Origin of the sequence: Solirubrobacter soli DSM 22325, from assembly GCF_000423665.1 — a bacterium.
Lineage (GTDB): Bacteria > Actinomycetota > Thermoleophilia > Solirubrobacterales > Solirubrobacteraceae > Solirubrobacter > Solirubrobacter soli.
Map to the genome: position 1 here is coordinate 67,365 of NZ_AUIK01000035.1, position 16,811 is coordinate 84,175.

Sequence of the window (16,811 nt, forward strand, 5' to 3'; positions counted from 1 at the left end):
TTTGGGGGGATAGCCCCAAGTGACTTTCGGCGCCTGCGGTGTACCTTGGACATATGGGCACCGCAGCGCTCGCCGACCTCACCGGAGCAACCAAGCCGAACCGTCGTGAGCGGGCGGCGAAAACCGTCGATGCGGCCCTGCGCGGGGGAATCCTCGTGGGGGCCGTTGCCGCGATCGCCTGGCTCCTCGCAGCCGCGCTGACCGGGGTCGTCTATCTCGTGCTGATCGTCGTGACGGTGATCGCTCTCGTCTACACCGCGATGCGCTCGGACAAGGCGAAGCTGAGCATCTGGCTCTTCATCGCCGTCGCCTGGGCGCTGGTGCTCGCCGAGCGCTGGCTGGTCAAGGACCACGGCGGCCTGATCGTCGCCGGCGCCGCGTACCTGGGCGTCGTCTTCGGCGCCCGCAACGCCGGCATCGCCAAGAAGTCGATGGTCCTCCTGCTCTACCCGCTGATCTCCGTGGCGATCTGCGTCTTCGCCGACACCTCCGTCGCCGACCCGTGGGGCATGTCCTGGCTCTGGGTCGCGGCGATCCTCGGCCCGGTCGTCGGCGCGCGCACCGTCCTGAACCCCTCGCCGCGCGACCACAAGCCGGAACCGGCGAAGCCCGCCGCCTTCTAGCGCTCTCACAGGCGGTCCGTAGGCTCGGGCGCATGCCCGAACTGACCGCGCTGCACGAACGGCTCGCCGCCCTCGCGGGCGAGTGGGAGGGAACCGAGGAGCTCGCGCCGTCGCCGTGGTCGCCAGGCGGGACCGCGCAGGCGCGGATGACCCTCAGCGTCGCCGCGGGAGGGTTCGCGCTCGTGCAGGACTACCGCAGCGACACCGGCCTGACCGGCCACGGGGTGTTCTCGGTCAGCGGCGACGAGGTGCTCCACCACTGGTTCGACAGCTTCGGCTTCCCCGTCGAGGCGCCCGCGCGCGGCGGGTTCGACGGCGAAGCGCTCGTCGTCGAACGCACGTCCCCACGGGGGACGAACCGCACGACCTTCGCGCTGGCGGACGGCGAGTTGCGCCAGCGCATCGAGTTCGACGAGAAGACGATCGCCGAGGCGATCTACCAGCCGCGCCGCTGACCCAGCGCGTGGAGCTGTTGTTCGACGATGCCCGGGATGGTGCCGCCGCCCGCGGTGGGGATCTCGAACCAGGAGTAGGCGTCGGCGCCCTCGCTGAACCAGCCGCCGCGCATGTCGGCCTCGAAGACCACGCGGGTCGCGTGGGGGCCGCCGAGGAAGGTGACCTCGAGCTCGTTGAAACGGCCTCGCCACCGGCCGCCGGCGTAGAACTCGATCTCCTGGAAGAACGGGAGCGAGGCGCCGCGCAACGTCCCCTGCTCGACGTCGGCGCCCTTGTAGTCGAACCCGAGCCCGAGCAGCGCGTCCAGCAGCCCCTGCTGGCCGGGAAGCGGGTGGATCTCGACGGGGTCGAGGTCGCCGCGGTCGACGGCCTTGGCGACGGCGAGCTCGGTGCGCACGCCGACATTCACGCCGCGCAGGCGCTGGCCGGAGATGTGCGTGAGCGGGGTCTCCCACGGGACCTGGAGGTAGAACGGGAACTCGTGGGCGTCGCCCGGCTGCAGGACGAGGCCGTCGGCGACGTGGGTGGAGGCGAAGGTCTGGGTCGAGGACCACTCGGAGTCGCCGCTCTCGACCTCGACGACCGTCTGGAGGGCGACGGTGACGCGCTCGACCTCCTGCTCGATCTCGCCGCCGCCGACGTGGACGACGCCTTGGACGCGGTCCCCGGGGCGGACGGCGTCGGTGGACAGGACGGTGTCGACCGTGGCGGAGCCCGCACCGAGGGCCACCTTGAGTTTCCGGAACATCGAATGAACGTACCGTGAGTCGCTCATCAGGGGACCGTGGCTAGCCTTGACGCGGTTTTGATCGCGGCACAGACAAACCCGGTCGAGTCGGCGCAGGCGCGCGGGAACGGCCGGTCGACGGCCATCTGGCTCGGCCTGATCCTGCTCGTGGCGACGGTGCTGCGGCTGTGGAGCATCGACCACGGCCTGCCGTACAGCTACAACCTCGACGAGCGGGCGCACTTCGTCCCGCACGCGGTGGCCATGACCGGCGGGGACCTCAACCCCGGCTACTTCATCAACCCGCCCCTGCTCACGTACCTGCTGGCCGCCTACCTGAGCGTCATCCACCTCGGCGGCGTCGAGCAGTGGTTCGCGAGCGACCCGACCGCGGTGTTCACGGCCGCCCGGGTGGTCTCGGTGATCTTCGGCGTCGCCGCCGTCGCCGCCACGTTCGCCGCCGGCCGCGCGTGGTTCGGGCGCACCGCCGGCCTGGTCGCCGCCGCGATCATCGCCGTCGCCTTCCTGCCGGTCTTCTACTCGCGGCTCGCGCTCAACGACGGCCCCGGCATGCTGCCGTGCGCGCTCGTGCTCTGGTGCTCGGCGATCGTGCTCAGGACCGGCAGCCGCAAGGCCCTGCTCGCAGGGGGCGCCGCGGTCGGCGCCGCGGCGTCCTTCAAGTACTCCAACGGCGCCGTCGTGATCGCGCTGATCGCCGCCGCGTTCCTCTCGCCGCTCAGCGTCAAGGAGGCCTTCAAGGGCCTCGTCTTCGCCGGCCTGATCTCGCTCGCGTTCGTGATCGTCACGAACCCGTACCTGTTCCCGGACTGGGGCGTGTTCACCCACGACCTCGACCGCCAGCGCAAGTTCGCCTCCGGCCCGCCGCTGCTCGGCCAGCCCGAGCGCAACGGCTGGGAGTACTACATCGCGTCGAGCCGGTGGGCGCTCGGCATCCTGCCCGCCGTCCTCGCGTTCATCGGCGGGGTCGCGCTGCTCGCCAAGCAGAGGCGCAAAGAGGCGCTCGTGCTCGGCTCGTTCGTCGTCATCTACTACCTCTACATGGGCAGCCAGGCCCGCTTCTACGCGCGCTGGATGCTGCCGCTGTACCCCGCGCTCGCGATCCTCGCCGCCTACGCCCTCATCCAGGTACGGAACAAGGCGGTCTTTGGCGTCCTGGTAGCGCTCGCGCTGATCCCGAGCACCCTCACCACCATCCGCAACGCGACCGTCCTCGGCCGCACCGACACCCGCACGCTCACCCGCGAGTGGCTGACGGACCACGTCCCGCAGGGCACGAAGGTCGTCTTCGAGCCGATCGCCCCCACCGAGTGGTACGGGGTCACGCCGGGGGGCGGCCCGAAGGCCGACCCTGCCCGCCGGTGGGAGCGCTGGAGCCGCTCGCCCGCGCTGATCGCCGAGCTCGGGCGCGACTTCCGCGGCGCCCGTTACCCCGCGAACTTCCAGAACTACGAGCGCACGCTCGAGCCCCGGCTGATCGACGTCTACCGCCGCGAGCACGCCTGCTGGGTCGTGACGGGATCGACGCAGTACGGCCGCGCGCGGGCGGAACCGCGCCGGGTGCCGGAGGCGCTGAAGTACTACGAGGAGCTGCGTCGCCAGTCCACGCGGGTGTTTCGCGTCAGCCCGTTCAAGAAGGGCGGCAAGACGATGCGCTACCAGGTCGACAAGTCGTTCAACTACGTCGACGACGAGTACTACCGGCCCGGTCCCGAAATGATCGTCTACAAACTCCGCGACTGCACGTAATCAACGGTGTTAAACCGTCTCGTGCGCCCGCTCCTCGCTGCCCTCACCCTCCTGCTGCTCCTCCCCGCCGCCGCCCGCGCCCGCGTGGTCGTGGTGGCGACCAACACGAACGCGGCGTTCCTGCTCGACACGCGCTCCAACCAGGCGCTCGCGCCCGTCGCCCTGCCCGGCCGGACCCGCGCGGTGTCGGTCACGCCCGACGGCGGCCGCGCGTTCATCGCGGCCGGGGTGACGGTCTCGGTGATCGACCTCAACAGCCGGCTCGGCGCCGGCAGCATCGTCATGAACGGGACGCCGCTCGCGGTCGCCGTCTCCCCCGACGGGAACACGGTCTATGCCGCCCGCAAGGGCGCGATCGAGACGATCGACGTCCCGGCGATGGTCCGCACGGGCGAGCGGGCGCTGGCCGGCACGCCACTCGCGCTCGCGGTCACCGCGACGCGGGCGGTCGAGATCCAGGAGGGCGGGAAGGTCGCGATCGTCGACCTGACCACCGGCCGCCTCGTGCGCCGGATCAAGCTCGAAGGCGCCGCGGGCGTGGCGCTCGACAAGGACGGGCGCGCGTGGGTCTCCGCCACGACGCCGCGCAAGGGCAAGCGCAAGGCGGCGTCGCGGATCATCCGCATCGAGCCCAACAGCGGCGCGATCTCCGGCTCGGTCGCGCTGGGGACCGACGGCGGCGGCGGGCTCGGCATCTCGCCTGAAGGCAACAAGGCGATCGTCGCCCCCGGCGGCAAGACCAAGGGCATCGCACACCGCAAGGCCGTGCTCGTCGACCTCACGCACAAGCGGGTCATCGCCCGCCCGCCGACGGGCGGCGGCCCCGGCCAGGCCGTCTACTCGCAGGACGGCACGCGTCTCTACGTCACCGACAGCGCCCGCAAGACCCTCTCGATCCTCTCGGCCGCGTCCGGCAACCGCCTGCGCACGCTGACCATCGAGGGCACGCCCACCGGGGTCGTCGAGCAGCCGGGGCTCGCCCTGCTGGTCGGCACCGACGGCGACGACACCCTGGACGGCTCCCGCGGCGCCGACCACCTGATCGGCCTGGCCGGGAACGACCTGCTGCGCGGCCTGCGCGGCGACGACATCCTCGAGGGCGGCCCGGGCAACGACACGCTGTCGGGCTCGAGCGGCAACGACACGATCGACGGTGGCGACGGGGACGACATCGGCTACGGCTCCACCGGCAAGGACAAGCTCAACATGGGGCCGGGCAACGACACGGCCAACGGCGGCCTCAGCAACGACGTTCTCGACGGCGGGCCCGGCAACGACAAGCTCGACGGCGGCGACGCCGACGACATCATCTACGGCGGCGAGGGCGACGACGTCATCAAGGAAGCCGGCCTCGGCAACGACATCCTGCTCGACGGCGGGCCCGGCAACGACGTGATCGACGGCGGCCGCGGCAACGAGCGGCTGGTCCTCGGCGGCCCGGGCGACGACCAGCTCTACGGCCAGAACGGCGGCGACAAGCTCGACGGCCAGGACGGCGACGACACGATCGTCGGCGGCCGCGCGGGCGACGTCCTGCTCGGCCACGCGGGCGACGACACGATCCGCGGCGACGCGGGCCGCGACACGATGTACGGCCACGACGGCAACGACGTCATGGACGGCGGCGGTGACGACGACCGCGTCTCCGGCGGCGCCGGCGCCGACGAGCTGACCGGCGGCTCAGGCGAGGACGAGATCTTCGGCGGCGACGGCGACGACACGATCCGCGCCAACGACAACGCCCTCGACTACGTCTTCTGCGGCCGCGGCAAGGACACCGTGTACGTCGAGGACGACGCCCCCGACCGCGACCAGCTCGACTCCTGCGAGACCGTGGTCAAGGTCCCGCCGGAGGCCTCCACCGACGAGCCGCCGCCCTCGGTCGTCCGCGGCACGTTCGGCAACGACAACCTGATCGGCACGCCCGGCCCGGACTCGATCTTCGGCTCCGACGGCGACGACGTGCTCTACGGCGGCGACGGCGACGACTACGTCGACGGCGAGAACGGCAACGACAACGTCAACGGCGGTGGCGGCAACGACCAGGTCTACGGCCGCAAGGGCAACGACCTCGTCTACGGCGGCGACGGCGACGACCAGATCGAGGGCGGGTTCGGCGACGACTACGTCGACGGCGGCGCCGGCAACGACCGCATCTCCGGCACCCAGGGCCGCGACCGCGTGGCCGGCGGCACCGGCGACGACCGGATCGACGCGGTCGACGGCGAGGAGGACCGGATCGACTGCGGCGACGGCTATGACGTCGTGTCGGTCGACCCGATCGATGTCCTCGTCAACGACTCCTGCGAGTCGATCCGGCGCTAGGAATGACCCAGGATCACGCCCACGGCGGCGACAAGCGCGCCGCCGAGGGTGACCTGGATCAGCGACTGGCGCATCGACACCCGCTGGAAGCGCTTGCGGATCACGGCGATCAGCACCAGCTCGGCGGCGACCACGGGGTAGGCGACGAGCAGCGCGGTGTGGACGTCGGCGATCAGGAACGGGAGGGCGTGGGCGACGCCGCCGACGAAGGTCGCGACGCCCGTGATCAGCCCGCGGGTGAGCGCCGCCCCGCGCCCGGTCAGCTCGCCGTCGTCGGAGAGGCCCTCAGAGAGCCCCATCGAGATCGCGGCGCCGAGCGCGGCCGCGAGGCCGACGAGCAGCGCGCCGCGCGAGCCTGAGACATAGGCCGCGGCGAAGATCGGCGCCAGCGTGGAGATCGTGCCGTCGATCAGGCCGATCAGCGCGGGCTGCACCACCTGCAGGTGCAGCGAGCGGGCGTCCATGCGGCGGACGTTGGAGATGACCCCTGGCGCAGTCATGTCGTTATTTGTAGCAGATATATATAGCTATCTAGAAGTATTAGGGAAGCCTTACTACAATGGAGGCGTGACCACGGAGGAGCTGGACCAGGAGCTGACCGCCGCGCTGCGAGAACGCGGGCAACGCGTCACGTTGCCGCGGCTGCTGGTGCACCGGCACGTCCGCAGCGCCGATCGGCACCTGACCGCCGACCAGGTCTACGAGGAGCTCGCGCGCGAGCACCCGGGTCTCTCACCGGCCACCGTGTACAGCACCCTCGACCTGCTCGAGCAGCTCGGCGCCGTCCGGCGGGTGAGTACCCCGCGCGGCGCGACGACGTACGACTCGCGCACGGACCAGCACCACCACCTGATCTGCAGCCGCTGCGGCCGGGTGGAGGATCTGGACGTCGCGCTCGACACCGGCGCCGCGGAGGCCGCGGGCCGCGCCGCCGGGTTCCGCGTCGGCCACGCCCAGCTCACGCTCACCGGCCTGTGTCGCGACTGCCTAGAAGAAGCGGAAGCGCACTAGGGCGCCGACGGCACCGAAGCCGTCGCGCCACGTGATCTTCTTGCCTTCGGCGTACGAGCGGCCGTAGTAGGAGATCGGCACCTCGTAGAGGCGGATGCCGGGGCCGAGCCGCAGCACCTTCGCCGTGAGCTCGGGCTCGATCCGGAAGTCGTCGGAGATCAGGTCCAGCTCGCGCACGAGGTCGCCGCGGAAGGCCTTGTAGCCGACCTCCATGTCGGAGATCGTCGTGTTGTAGAGCACGTTCGCCAGCAGCGTCAGGAAGCGGTTGCCGGCGTAGTGCCAGAAGAGGTGGGCGCGCTGCGGGTGGGCGCCGCCGCGCAGGCGGGTGCCGAAGACGGCGTCGGCCTTCCCCGCCAGCAGCGGGTCGATCAGCGCGGGGATGTCGGACGGCGAGTACTCGAGGTCCGCGTCCTGGATGAGCAGGATGTCGCCGGTGGACTCCGTGATCCCGCGGCGGACCGCGGCGCCCTTGCCGCGGTTCTGCGGCTGCGTCAGGACCTTGATCTGCCCGTGGCGCTCGGCGAGGCGCGCGAGCTCCAGCGGCGAGTCGTCCGTGGACCCGTCGTCGACCAGCAGGACCTCGAGCCTTAGGTCGAGGTCGAGCAACTCACCGACGACCTGACCGACCGTGGCGGCCTCGTTGTAGACGGGCACGACGACGCTCACCAGCGCGCGTCCCGCGCCGTTGCTGGCGTCAGGCATGGCGCGCCATGCTAGCCACCCGCGGAGCGGACCACGTCCCAGTGGTGGCAGCTGAGGTCGCGCTCGACCAGGTAGCGATCGTCCTCCGGGTAGAAGCGCGCGACCGTGTAGTCGTCGCCCGCGAACGCCCGCACCGCGTCATAGGAGTCCCACAGCGAGAACGTGATGAACTCGGTCAGATCGCCGATCTCGCGGGTCAGCATCCACGCGCCGCGGTTGCCCGGGGTCTCCGCGTAGTGCCGCATCCCGGTCTCGTCGATGTAGGCCGCGTAGGCCTCCGCGTCCTCGGTGCGCACCGCCCCGCGCCAGGAGCGGGCGATCATGCCGCCGCCCACACGGTCTCGGCGTTGACCGACCAGCCGCCTTCGAACGCGGTGACGGCCCCGTCGGCGACGAGCACGATCCGGTCGGCGATGCGGTCGAGGAAGTAGCGGTCGTGGGACACGGCGACGACCGTGCCGTCGTAGCGCTCCAAGGCGTCCTCCAGGGCTTCGATCGAGTCGATGTCGAGGTGGTTGGTGGGCTCGTCGAGCACGAGGCAGTTCGGCGCGTCCTGCATCAGGCACAGGAACGCGAGGCGGGTGCGCTCGCCGCCGCTCAGCGTGCCGACCGGGCGGCGGGTCTGCTCGTAGTCGAACAGGAACGCCATCAGCAACCGCACGGCCGCGTCCTCGGCGAGCGAGCGGCCGGCGCGCAGGGCGTCGAGCACCGTGTCGTCGTCGTTGATCGAGGCGGCCGCCTGGGAGAGGTAGCCGACCGTGATCCCGTCGCCCGCCCAGTGGGTGCCGGTCCACGGCGTCAGCTCGTTCGTCAGCACCCGCAGCAGGGTCGTCTTGCCGCCGCCGTTGGGCCCGACGACGCCGACGCGCTCGCCGCGGGTGACGACGAGCTCGACGTCGAGCAGCACCGGCTCATCGCCGTAGCCGGCGTCGACGCCCTCCAGCGCGAGCACGCGCTGCCCGCCGCGTGTGCCGGACCGCAGCGCCAGCGCCATGCGGCGGCGCTCGAAGACCGGCCGCTCGACCTTCTCCATGCGGTCGATCTGCATCTGCTTGACGCGCGCCTGCCGGGCCGCCCGCTCGTTGACGCGGATGTGCGCCCAGTGGCGGAAGCGCCGCACGGCCTCCTCCAGGCGGGCGATCTCCTTCTGCTGCGTGACGTAGTTCTGCCGCTGGCGCTCGAGCTCCAGCTGGCGCGCGACCACGTAGGCGCTGTAGTTGCCCGGCCAGATCCGGATGACGCCCTTGTCGAGCTCGGCGATCTGCGAGACCGTCGCGTCGAGCAGGTGGCGGTCGTGGGAGATCATCACGACGGCGCCGTCGAAGTCGTCCAGCAGCGCGCCGAGCCGCTCGCGGCGCGACATGTCCAGGTGCGCCTCGGGCTCGTCGAGCAACAGGACGTCGGGACGCCGCGCGAGGCAGGCCGCGAGCGCGACGAGCTTGCGCTGGCCGCCGGAGAGCTGGCTCGTGGGGACGTCGAGCGCCTCGATGCCGAGCGCGCGCAGGTGACCGAGCGCCTCGCCCTCGGCACGGTCGCCGCCCGCCTCCGTCCATTGGCTCAGGACCCGCTCGTGGTGGGCGAGGGCCTTCGTCATCCGGTCGAGGTCGGATGCGAGCGCCGGGTCGGCCAGGCGCGCCTCGGCGGCGTGCAGGTCGGCCTCCAGCGCGGCCAGCTCTGGCCGCGCGGCGCGGACGGTCGACATGGCGTCGCGCTCGTCGCCGTCGACGATCTGCGGCAGATGCGCGAGCACCAGGCCGCGGCGGCGCGTGACGGTCCCCGTGTCCGGGTCGTCGAAGCCCGCGAGGATGCGCATCAGCGTCGACTTCCCGCCGCCGTTGGGGCCGAGGATGCCGATCCGCGAGCCCGCCTCGACGTCGAGGTCCGCGCCGCGGAGGATGCTCCGGCCCCCGAAGGACTTGGCGATCCCGCGGGCGGCGAACTGCGGCACGGACGACACATCCGCTAGCGTCGCGGCTCGCCGCGTGGGCGGCAATCGAGCCACCCGCACCGAAAGACACCAGATGGCACCCGCAATCCACCTCGGACCCGAAGCTCCTGAGCACCTCGTCAAGGCGATCGAGGCCGGTGGCGGGACCCTCGTGCCGCTCGAGGACGCGGAGGCCGTCGTCTGGGTCGGCTCGCCCGACGAGCTGCCCGAGCTGCCCGCGGGGGTGAAGTGGGTGCAGCTGCAGTCGGCGGGCATCGAGCACTGGGTCGACCGCGTGCGGGAGACGCCCGACGTCAAGTTCACGACCGCGGTCGGCGCCTACTCGTCGCAGGTCGCCGAGCACGCCGTCGGCCTGTTGATCGCGGGCATCCGCGGGTTCAACCAGTACGCCCGCGCTTGGTCGTGGGATCCGCACGACGGGCCGGACCTGGCGGGATCGACGGTGGCGGTGATCGGGGCGGGCGGCATCGGCCGCGAGGTGATCAAGCGGCTCGAGCCCTTCGACGTGAAGATCCTCGCCGTCACCCGCTCGGGCCGGGACGGCACGATCCCGATCGAGCGCGTCGGCGAGGTCTGGCGCGAGGCCGACCATTTCGTGCTCTGCGCGCCGGCCACGGACGAGACGCGCCACCTGATCGGCGCGCCCGAGCTATGGGTGATGAAGCCGCACACCTGGATCGTCAACATCGCCCGCGGGTCGCTGATCGACACCGACGCGCTCGTCAGCGCGCTCTCCACGCGGATCATCGGCGGCGCCGCGCTCGACGTCACGGATCCCGAGCCGCTCCCGAACGGCCACCCGCTCTGGGCGTCGCCGCACGCGCTGATCACGCCGCACGTGGCGAACACCGCGACGACGATGGCGCGCGACCTGGCCAAGCGGGTGCAGGAGAACGTGCGGCGCTACGCGGCGGGCGAGGAGTTGCTCGCGCCCGTCGATCTTGGCGCCGGCTACTAGCAGGGGTTGAAATGCTCGTGGCGAACCGCACGAGCATGATCAAGGAGTTCCGCGAGTTCATCCTCCGTGGCAACGTCGTCGACCTCGCCGTAGCCGTGGTCATCGGTGCCGCCTTCGGGGCGCTCATCAAGTCCATCGTGGACAACATCTTCACGCCGTTGATCGCAGCGATCATCGGCAAGCCGAGCTTCGGCGACCTGACGTTCACCATCCACCACGGCGTATTCCGGTACGGGCTGGTCATCAACGACCTGATCACGTTCCTATCGATCGCGGCGGTGATCTTCTTCGCAGTCGTCAAACCCCTCAACATGCTCGCCGAGCGTCGCAAGCACGGCGAGGTGCCGGAGCCTGAGGCGCAGCCGGAGGACATCATCCTGCTCACCGACATCCGCGACCTCCTGGCGAAGCGCCCCGCGTAGGCATACTGGGAGGGTGATCGAGGACCTGCTCGCGCCGCTGCGCGACGACCCCAAGCACTCCGCCGTCCTGCTGGACGTGGACGGGGTGCTGGCGCCGATCGTCGCGCAGCCGGATGATGCCCACATGCCCGAGACCACGCGGCGGCCGCTGATCGAGGTCGCCAAGCGCTACGGGACCGTGGCGTGCGTGTCGGGGCGGCGGGCGTCGGACGCGCGGCGGATCGTCTCGCTCGGCTCGATCGCCTACCTCGGCTCGCACGGCTCCGAGGTCCTGATGCCGGGCACGATCGCGCCCGTGCTCGACTCCGAGCTGCAGGCCTGGACGCGCCGCGTGCAGGCGTTCGCCCACGACCAGTTCGGCGAGAAGCTGCGCCGGCTGCGCGTACGCCTGGAGGACAAGGAGGCGATCGCGGCGCTGCACTGGCGCGGCGTCCCGGACGAGGACGACGCGCTGGCGGCGATCGAGGAGGTCGCCGAGCGCGCCGAGGAGGCGGGCTTCGTCACCCACTGGGGCCGCAAGGTGCTCGAGATCCGCCCGCCGGTGCGGATCGACAAGGGCGCCGGGATCGTGGGGCTGCTGGGCGAGACCGACCTCGCGGCGGCGGTCTACGTCGGCGACGACATCACCGACCTGGACGCCTTCCGCGGGTTGACCGAGCTGCAGGAGCGCGGGCGGCTCGGCTATGCCGTGCGCGTCGGGGTGCGCTCCGACGAGACCCCATCGGCGCTCGAGGATGAGGCCGACACGCTCGTGGATGGGCCCGAGGGCGTGCGCGGACTGCTGCGCGCCCTGCTGCTTTGAGGTTCGGGGACTTCCTCAAGGCCACGGTGCTGCTGAGCGCGGCATCGGCGACGCTGCTCGCGGCGCTGACCGTGATCGGTCTCCAGAACACGCTGAGCGACACCGCGGTCTACGTCTGCTTCGGCTGGTGGATCCTCGCGACCATCATCGGCTCGGTCATGGGCTCGCGCGGCGAGGCCACGCACGCGATCGCGAACCTGCTCGCGGGCGCCAAGCATCAGCACACGCTCCCGGAGCTCGCCCCGGCGCGCACGATCGCCAACCGCCTGTGGCCGTTGCTCATCGTGACGCTCGGTGCGGGCGCGCTGTCGGTGTTCGCGCCCCAGATCGGCGGGATCGCGGCCGGGTTCGCGATCATCTGGTCGCTCGCCTGGCGCCGTCAGGAGGCCGCCGTCGCCGCGATCGAGGAGCGTGACGGCGTCCGGTTCTATATCGAGCAGACCTCGCCGTTCCGGGCGATCAAGCTGATCCGCACGCCGGGCTTCGGCGGCGACTTCCTGAGGTCCTCCGCTTGACCCGGGAATAGTCCCGCTCCGTCCCCCGTCTATCGCTCCATGGAGTTGCTGGGGCGCGATCGACAGCTGGCTTCGGCCGCTCGGGCGATCGGAGATGTACGGCGTGGCTCGGGCCGGGTGCTCGGGCTTTTGGGCGAGGCGGGGCTCGGGAAGAGCGCGCTGCTCGCGGAGATCGGAGATCGTGCCCGCGCGGCCGGCCTGACGGTCGTCGCTGGGCGCGGCGTGGAGCACGAGCGCGACATCCCGTTCGGGGTGATCTGCGACGCGCTCGGGGAGCTGGCCGGCACACCCGGCGCGGTACCGGTGGCGGAGCGCTACCGCCGCCATCGCGAGGTGGCGGCGTCGCTGGCCGACCTCGCGCCCGCCGCGTTGCTGCTCGATGACCTGCATTGGGCCGACGAGGCCTCGATCGAGCTGGTGCTGCACCTGCTGCGGCGGCCCATCCCGATCCCGGTCCTGCTGGTGATCGCGGCGCGGCCGGTCGGCCCAGCCGGGCGCCTGCTCGACGCGGCCCGCAGCGCGGCCGGGTGGGAGGAGCTCGAGCTCGCTCCGCTCGGCCACGCCGACGCGCACGCGATGGTCGCGGCCGTGACCGACGCCGCCGTGCGCGAGCGGGTGGTGCTCGAGGGCCGCGGGAACCCGCTCTTCCTGCGCGAGCTCGCGCGTGTCGCCGACCGCGCCGACGGGACGCTGCCGGCGACGCTGGTCGCCGCGATCGCGCTCGAGCTCTCGGCGCTGAGCGTGGTTCCGCGCGCGCTGATCGAGGGCGCGGCGGTCGCCGGAGATCCGTTCGACCCTGAGCTGGCCGCAGCGGCGGCGGAGCTCGACGAGGCCGCGGCGCTGGCCGCTCTGGATGAGCTCGTCGCCGCCGACCTCGTCCGCCCGGTGACGAGCGTCTACGACGTCCCCGCGCCGCGCGGGCTCACGGAGGTCGTCGAGCCGCGTGGGTGTCCGAAGGCCGCAGCCGCCGCCGAGCAGTCCGTTCCGGCAGAGGGCACGGGCCGCGCGTTCGTCTTCCGGCACCCGCTCGTGCGCCGTGCGGTCTACGACGGCGCGGCGCCTGGCTGGCGGCTCTGCGCCCACGAGCGTGCGGCGGCCGCCCTGGCCGAGCGCGGCGCCGGGCCGGTCGCGCGGGCGTTCCACGTCGTCCGCTCCGCCCACGTCGGCGACCTCGACGCCGTCGCGGTCCTCGCCGCGGCCGCGGAGGTGACGGGCGAGAGCTCACCCGCCGCCGCGGCGCACTGGTACGCCGCGGCGCTGCGGCTCGTCCCCGACGCCGAGCACGCCACGCGCGCCGACCTGCTCGCCCGCGAGGCGGGCGCGCTCGCCGGGACGGGTCGGCTCCCTGAGGCGCGGATGGCGCTGCTGGAGGCGCTCGCGCTGACGCCCAGCCTCGACTTCGTGATCGGCATCGCGCGCGTCGAGAGCCACATGGGCCTGCACGCGGACGCGCGGCGCCGGCTGCTCGCCGCGCGCGCCGAGGCGCCGCCCGAGCGCCGTGCGATGCTGGCGATGGAGCTCGCGGGCGGCTCGTTCTTCGAGGGCCGCGTCACGGAGCTGCGCCGTTGGGCCGACCCAGCGGTCGAGGCGACGGCGGACGACCCGGTCCTGCGCACCGGCGCCGAGGCACTCGCCGCGCTGGGCGCGCTGTGGGACGGTGATCCGGACGCCGCCGCGCCGCTGATGGACTCGGCCACGGAGCGCTTCGAGGCGCTGCCCGACGACGGGCTCGGCACGTGCCCGGCGATCGGCTTCTTCGTGGGGACGGCACAGTTCCTCGCCGAGCGCTTCGGGGACGCGGCGGCGACCGCCGCGCGGGCCTTGAAGCTCGTGCGCGAGACGGGCCAGAGCGCGCCGCTCGTGACGCTGCTCGGCGTGCGCGCGATGGCGCTGTTGCAACTGCTGGAGCTCGACGCCGCCGCGGCGGAGGCCGAGGCCGCGGAGGACGCCGCTCGCCTGCAGGGTCAGCCGCACCTGTTGCACTTCGCGCTGTGGATCCGCGCGCTGGTGCACGAGGTCCGCGGCGAGGCCACGGAGGCCGAGCGCGCCGTCTTCGAAGGAATCCGCCTGAATCCGCTGGTCGAGCCGAGCAAGCTCTCCCGCACCGCCGCGTGCGACTTCGCGGCGCTCGACGAGGACCCGCGGCGGGCGATCGACGGCATGCTCGCCGCCGGCGGGCCGCTGCTCGAGACCGCCGACCCGACCTGGCAGCCGCGGCTCCTGCTGCGACTGGTGCGCGCGGCGATCGCCGCCGACGAGCTCGACGACGCCGAGCGCTGGGCCGAGCAGGCCGCCGCGTCGGCCGACCGGATGCGGCTCCCCGCGGGCGTCCTGCGCGCGGCGACCGCGTGCGCCGAGGTGCTGCTCGCCCGGGGTGACGCCGCGGGGGCGGCGGCGGTGGCGGAGGAGGCGGTCGCGCTCGGGGACCGTTCCACCCTGCGCGGAGCAGGCGCCCCGTTGGACGTGCTCGAGGCCCGGATGGTCGCGGGGCGGGCGCTGGCCGTGGCCGGTGACGCGCGGGCCCGCGACGTGCTGCAGCGGGTCGCGGCGGACTCCGGCGTGGTGGGCGCGCACGCGCTCCATGAGGCGGCCGGGCGTGAGCTGCGGAAGGTGGGCTCGCGCGTCTCGGCGCCGACACGGCGCGCCACGCGGCGTGACACGTCGCTGTCGGACCGCGAGCGCGAGATCGCCACCCTCGTCAGCGAGGGGCGCTCCAACAAGCAGGTCGCGGCGACCTTGTACTTGAGCGAGAAGACGATCGAGAACGCGCTGACGACGATCTACGCCAAGCTCGGCGTCCGCTCACGCGTCGAGCTGAGCCTCCGCTTCCACCTCGACGGTCCACCGGGGATCGAGCAGGGCGTGGACGACAATCATCGAGGAGGCGGGTCGAACGTCCCCGAAGATCTCGCCGTGCGCCGCCATCGCGCCCTCGGGATCGGCGGCCGGCGTGAGCAGCGTGCGGGTGCGGACGACGTCGGCGGCCGAGGCACCCGCTTCGGCCAGAGCGGCCAGGACGATCTCCCAGCAGCGGCGGGCCTGGTCCGCCGTTGACTCGGGGCAGCTGCCGTCGGGCATGACGGGGGCGGTGCCGGAGACCAGGACGCGTCCTCCGGCCCGCACCGCCCGCGAGAACCCGATCACGGGCTCGTACGGGCTGCCGGAGGAGATCAGCTGCCGCTCGGGGTCGGCGTGCAGGACGTGCAGCGCCCGCTCGACGTTCTTCTCGCGGACGAGCACGTAGTCCGTGTCGTACGTCGAGATCGCGAAGATCGGGATGCCGGCGTCGGCCAGCGGGACGGCCAGCGCGGACAGGACCCCGGTGGCCTCGAACGGGATCGGGCCCGCGACCACGAGCGCCCGCCAGTCCTCCTCGACCTCCGTGTCCGGCGGAACGGCCTCCTGCGCGCAGACGATCGACAGCTCGTCGGGCGTGCGGGTGATCGAGACGAAGCCCTCATGCAGCTCCAGCGCCCACGACGGAATGCGGTCCGACGCGCGCAGCCTGCAGATGGCGAGGGTGCCTGGGAGGACGGCGATCTCCATGTCGCGGCAGAATGCCAGGCTGGATGCCGCCCGTCGATGTACTGATCGTGTCGCTGGGCGGCACCGCGGGCCTGCGTGAGGCCGACTTGGAGCTGGCGGGCTCGCTGCGGCGCGCGGGCGCGAGCGTCGCGATCGCCCGCACCGGGCGGGCGCGGGAGCTGCGCACGTTCGCCGCGATCGAGTTCGCGTGGGCGGTCAACGCCCGCCGCGCGACGGCGCGCGCGCTGCGGTCGGTGCAGCCTCGGGCGGTCATCTATTCGACCACCACCGCCGCGCTGCTCGGTCCCGTTCCGGGCGCGATCCGCTTCGACGCCCCCGCCGCCGGCAACCGCCCGGGTCGCCACGGCATCTGGCAGCGGCCGGTCGAGGCCCGCCGCTTCCGCGAGGCGCCGCTGCTGCTGCCGTGGAGCGAGGAGGGCCTGGCCGAAGCGCCCTGCCCGCACGCCGACGCGATCGTCGTGCCGATGCCGGTCGCCCCGTCAGGCGTGGCGGGCGCGCGGGACATCGCCGCGATGACCTACGGCGCCAACCCGGACAAGAAGGGCCTCGACCGCGTGCTGGAGGCGTGGGCGATCGAGGGCCGCGAGGGCGAGGAGCTCATCGTGGCGGGCCTGGACGAGGCCGCCGGCGCGCCGTGGTGGGCGCGCGCGCAGACCGCCGCCCGCGAGACGCTCGCGGCGATGGCGGCGGGCGGCGCGGCCGGCGCGAGCGGCGCGAGCGCGGCCGCAGGCACGGGCGGCGCCGGCGGGGCCGCAGGCGCGGCCGGCGCGAGCGGCGCGGGCGGCGCGGGCGGGCCGGGCGGCGCGGCTGGCGCGGGCGGCGCGGCCGGCGCGGGCGGCGCGGCCGGCGCGGGCGGCGCGGCCGGCGCGGGCGGCGCGGCCGGCGCGGGCGGCGCGGCTGGCGCGGGCGGCGCGGCTGGCGCGGGCGGCGCGGCCGGCGCGGGCGGCGCGGCTGGCGCGGGCGGCGCGGCCGGCGCGGGCGGCGCGGCCGGCGCGGGCGGCGCGGCCGG

Annotated in this window: 15 protein-coding genes and 2 pseudogenes; 11 read left to right on the forward strand and 6 right to left on the reverse strand. The window is 73.1% G+C overall.

The window, feature by feature from the left end:
- The first annotated feature begins 53 nt into the window (after positions 1 to 53).
- Both G569_RS0126730 and G569_RS51795 read left to right on the forward strand, forming a co-directional pair.
- Positions 54 to 623 (forward strand): hypothetical protein, encoded by a 570-nt coding sequence (locus tag G569_RS0126730; RefSeq protein ID WP_028065711.1) that lies wholly within the window; start codon positions 54 to 56, stop codon positions 621 to 623.
- 32 nt (positions 624 to 655) lie between these two features.
- Positions 656 to 1,078, forward strand: coding sequence for a DUF1579 domain-containing protein (locus G569_RS51795; RefSeq protein WP_053227021.1), 423 nt, complete (start codon positions 656 to 658; stop codon positions 1,076 to 1,078).
- Here G569_RS51795 and G569_RS0126740 read toward each other — a convergent pair.
- Positions 1,060 to 1,827: a sporulation protein gene (locus G569_RS0126740; protein ID WP_028065712.1), complete on the reverse strand. Its 768-nt coding sequence runs from the start codon at positions 1,825 to 1,827 to the stop codon at positions 1,060 to 1,062. The genes G569_RS51795 and G569_RS0126740 overlap by 19 nt on opposite strands.
- A 57-nt stretch (positions 1,828 to 1,884) precedes the next feature.
- On the opposite strand from G569_RS0126740, the gene G569_RS0126745 reads away from it, so the two are divergent.
- Positions 1,885 to 3,573 carry a glycosyltransferase family 39 protein gene (locus tag G569_RS0126745; RefSeq protein ID WP_028065713.1) on the forward strand — a complete coding sequence of 563 codons (1,689 nt, stop codon included), beginning with the start codon at positions 1,885 to 1,887 and terminating at the stop codon, positions 3,571 to 3,573.
- A gap of 21 nt (positions 3,574 to 3,594) precedes the next feature.
- Positions 3,595 to 5,898, forward strand: a complete 2,304-nt coding sequence (locus G569_RS58975; RefSeq protein WP_053227022.1) for a hypothetical protein — start codon at positions 3,595 to 3,597, stop codon at positions 5,896 to 5,898.
- Here the strand turns inward: G569_RS58975 and G569_RS0126755 are convergent.
- Positions 5,895 to 6,398, reverse strand: a complete 504-nt coding sequence (locus G569_RS0126755) for a VIT1/CCC1 transporter family protein (RefSeq protein ID WP_053227023.1) — start codon at positions 6,396 to 6,398, stop codon at positions 5,895 to 5,897. The genes G569_RS58975 and G569_RS0126755 overlap by 4 nt on opposite strands.
- Before the next feature lie 67 nt (positions 6,399 to 6,465).
- On the opposite strand from G569_RS0126755, the gene G569_RS0126760 reads away from it, so the two are divergent.
- Positions 6,466 to 6,909, forward strand: a complete 444-nt coding sequence (locus G569_RS0126760; protein ID WP_053227024.1) for a Fur family transcriptional regulator — start codon at positions 6,466 to 6,468, stop codon at positions 6,907 to 6,909.
- Here G569_RS0126760 and G569_RS0126765 read toward each other — a convergent pair.
- The 3 genes from G569_RS0126765 to abc-f are packed head-to-tail and all read right to left on the reverse strand — an operon-like array spanning position 6,886 to position 9,568.
- Positions 6,886 to 7,611 carry a glycosyltransferase family 2 protein gene (locus G569_RS0126765; protein ID WP_037499332.1) on the reverse strand — a complete coding sequence of 242 codons (726 nt, stop codon included), beginning with the start codon at positions 7,609 to 7,611 and terminating at the stop codon, positions 6,886 to 6,888. The two genes, G569_RS0126760 and G569_RS0126765, sit on opposite strands and share 24 nt — an antisense overlap.
- Positions 7,612 to 7,622: 11 nt before the next feature.
- Complete coding sequence (locus G569_RS0126770; RefSeq protein WP_028065717.1) at positions 7,623 to 7,934, reverse strand: hypothetical protein; 312 nt, start codon at positions 7,932 to 7,934, stop codon at positions 7,623 to 7,625.
- Positions 7,931 to 9,568, reverse strand: a complete 1,638-nt coding sequence (gene abc-f, locus G569_RS51805) for a ribosomal protection-like ABC-F family protein (protein ID WP_053227025.1) — start codon at positions 9,566 to 9,568, stop codon at positions 7,931 to 7,933. Before abc-f ends, G569_RS0126770 begins: the two co-directional genes overlap by 4 nt.
- Before the next feature lie 64 nt (positions 9,569 to 9,632).
- Between abc-f and G569_RS0126780 the strand changes: the two genes are divergently transcribed.
- From G569_RS0126780 to G569_RS0126800, 5 genes and pseudogenes are all read left to right on the forward strand, one after another.
- On the forward strand, positions 9,633 to 10,517 hold the full coding sequence (locus tag G569_RS0126780) for a D-isomer specific 2-hydroxyacid dehydrogenase family protein (RefSeq protein WP_028065718.1): 885 nt from the start codon (positions 9,633 to 9,635) through the stop codon (positions 10,515 to 10,517).
- 11 nt (positions 10,518 to 10,528) lie between these two features.
- Entirely contained in the window at positions 10,529 to 10,939 is a 411-nt protein-coding gene (gene mscL / locus G569_RS0126785) for a large conductance mechanosensitive channel protein MscL (protein ID WP_211233089.1), read from the forward strand.
- A gap of 13 nt (positions 10,940 to 10,952) precedes the next feature.
- Entirely contained in the window at positions 10,953 to 11,741 is a 789-nt protein-coding gene (gene otsB, locus G569_RS0126790; protein ID WP_028065720.1) for a trehalose-phosphatase, read from the forward strand.
- A complete protein-coding gene (locus G569_RS0126795; RefSeq protein ID WP_028065721.1) occupies positions 11,738 to 12,256 on the forward strand; it encodes a hypothetical protein in 519 nt (172 codons plus the stop codon). The genes otsB and G569_RS0126795 overlap by 4 nt, the downstream gene beginning before the upstream one ends.
- Before the next feature lie 39 nt (positions 12,257 to 12,295).
- Positions 12,296 to 15,013, forward strand: a pseudogene (locus G569_RS0126800) (AAA family ATPase); the annotation flags it as partial.
- A gap of 45 nt (positions 15,014 to 15,058) precedes the next feature.
- On the opposite strand, the gene G569_RS64755 reads toward G569_RS0126800, so the two are convergent.
- The gene (locus G569_RS64755) at positions 15,059 to 15,802 is read right to left on the reverse strand and encodes an ACT domain-containing protein (RefSeq protein ID WP_084285618.1); all 744 of its coding nucleotides are present in this window, start codon (positions 15,800 to 15,802) and stop codon (positions 15,059 to 15,061) included.
- Between the two features lie 23 nt (positions 15,803 to 15,825).
- Between G569_RS64755 and G569_RS58980 the strand changes: the two are divergent.
- Positions 15,826 to 16,811: pseudogene (locus G569_RS58980) on the forward strand (hypothetical protein); the annotation flags it as partial.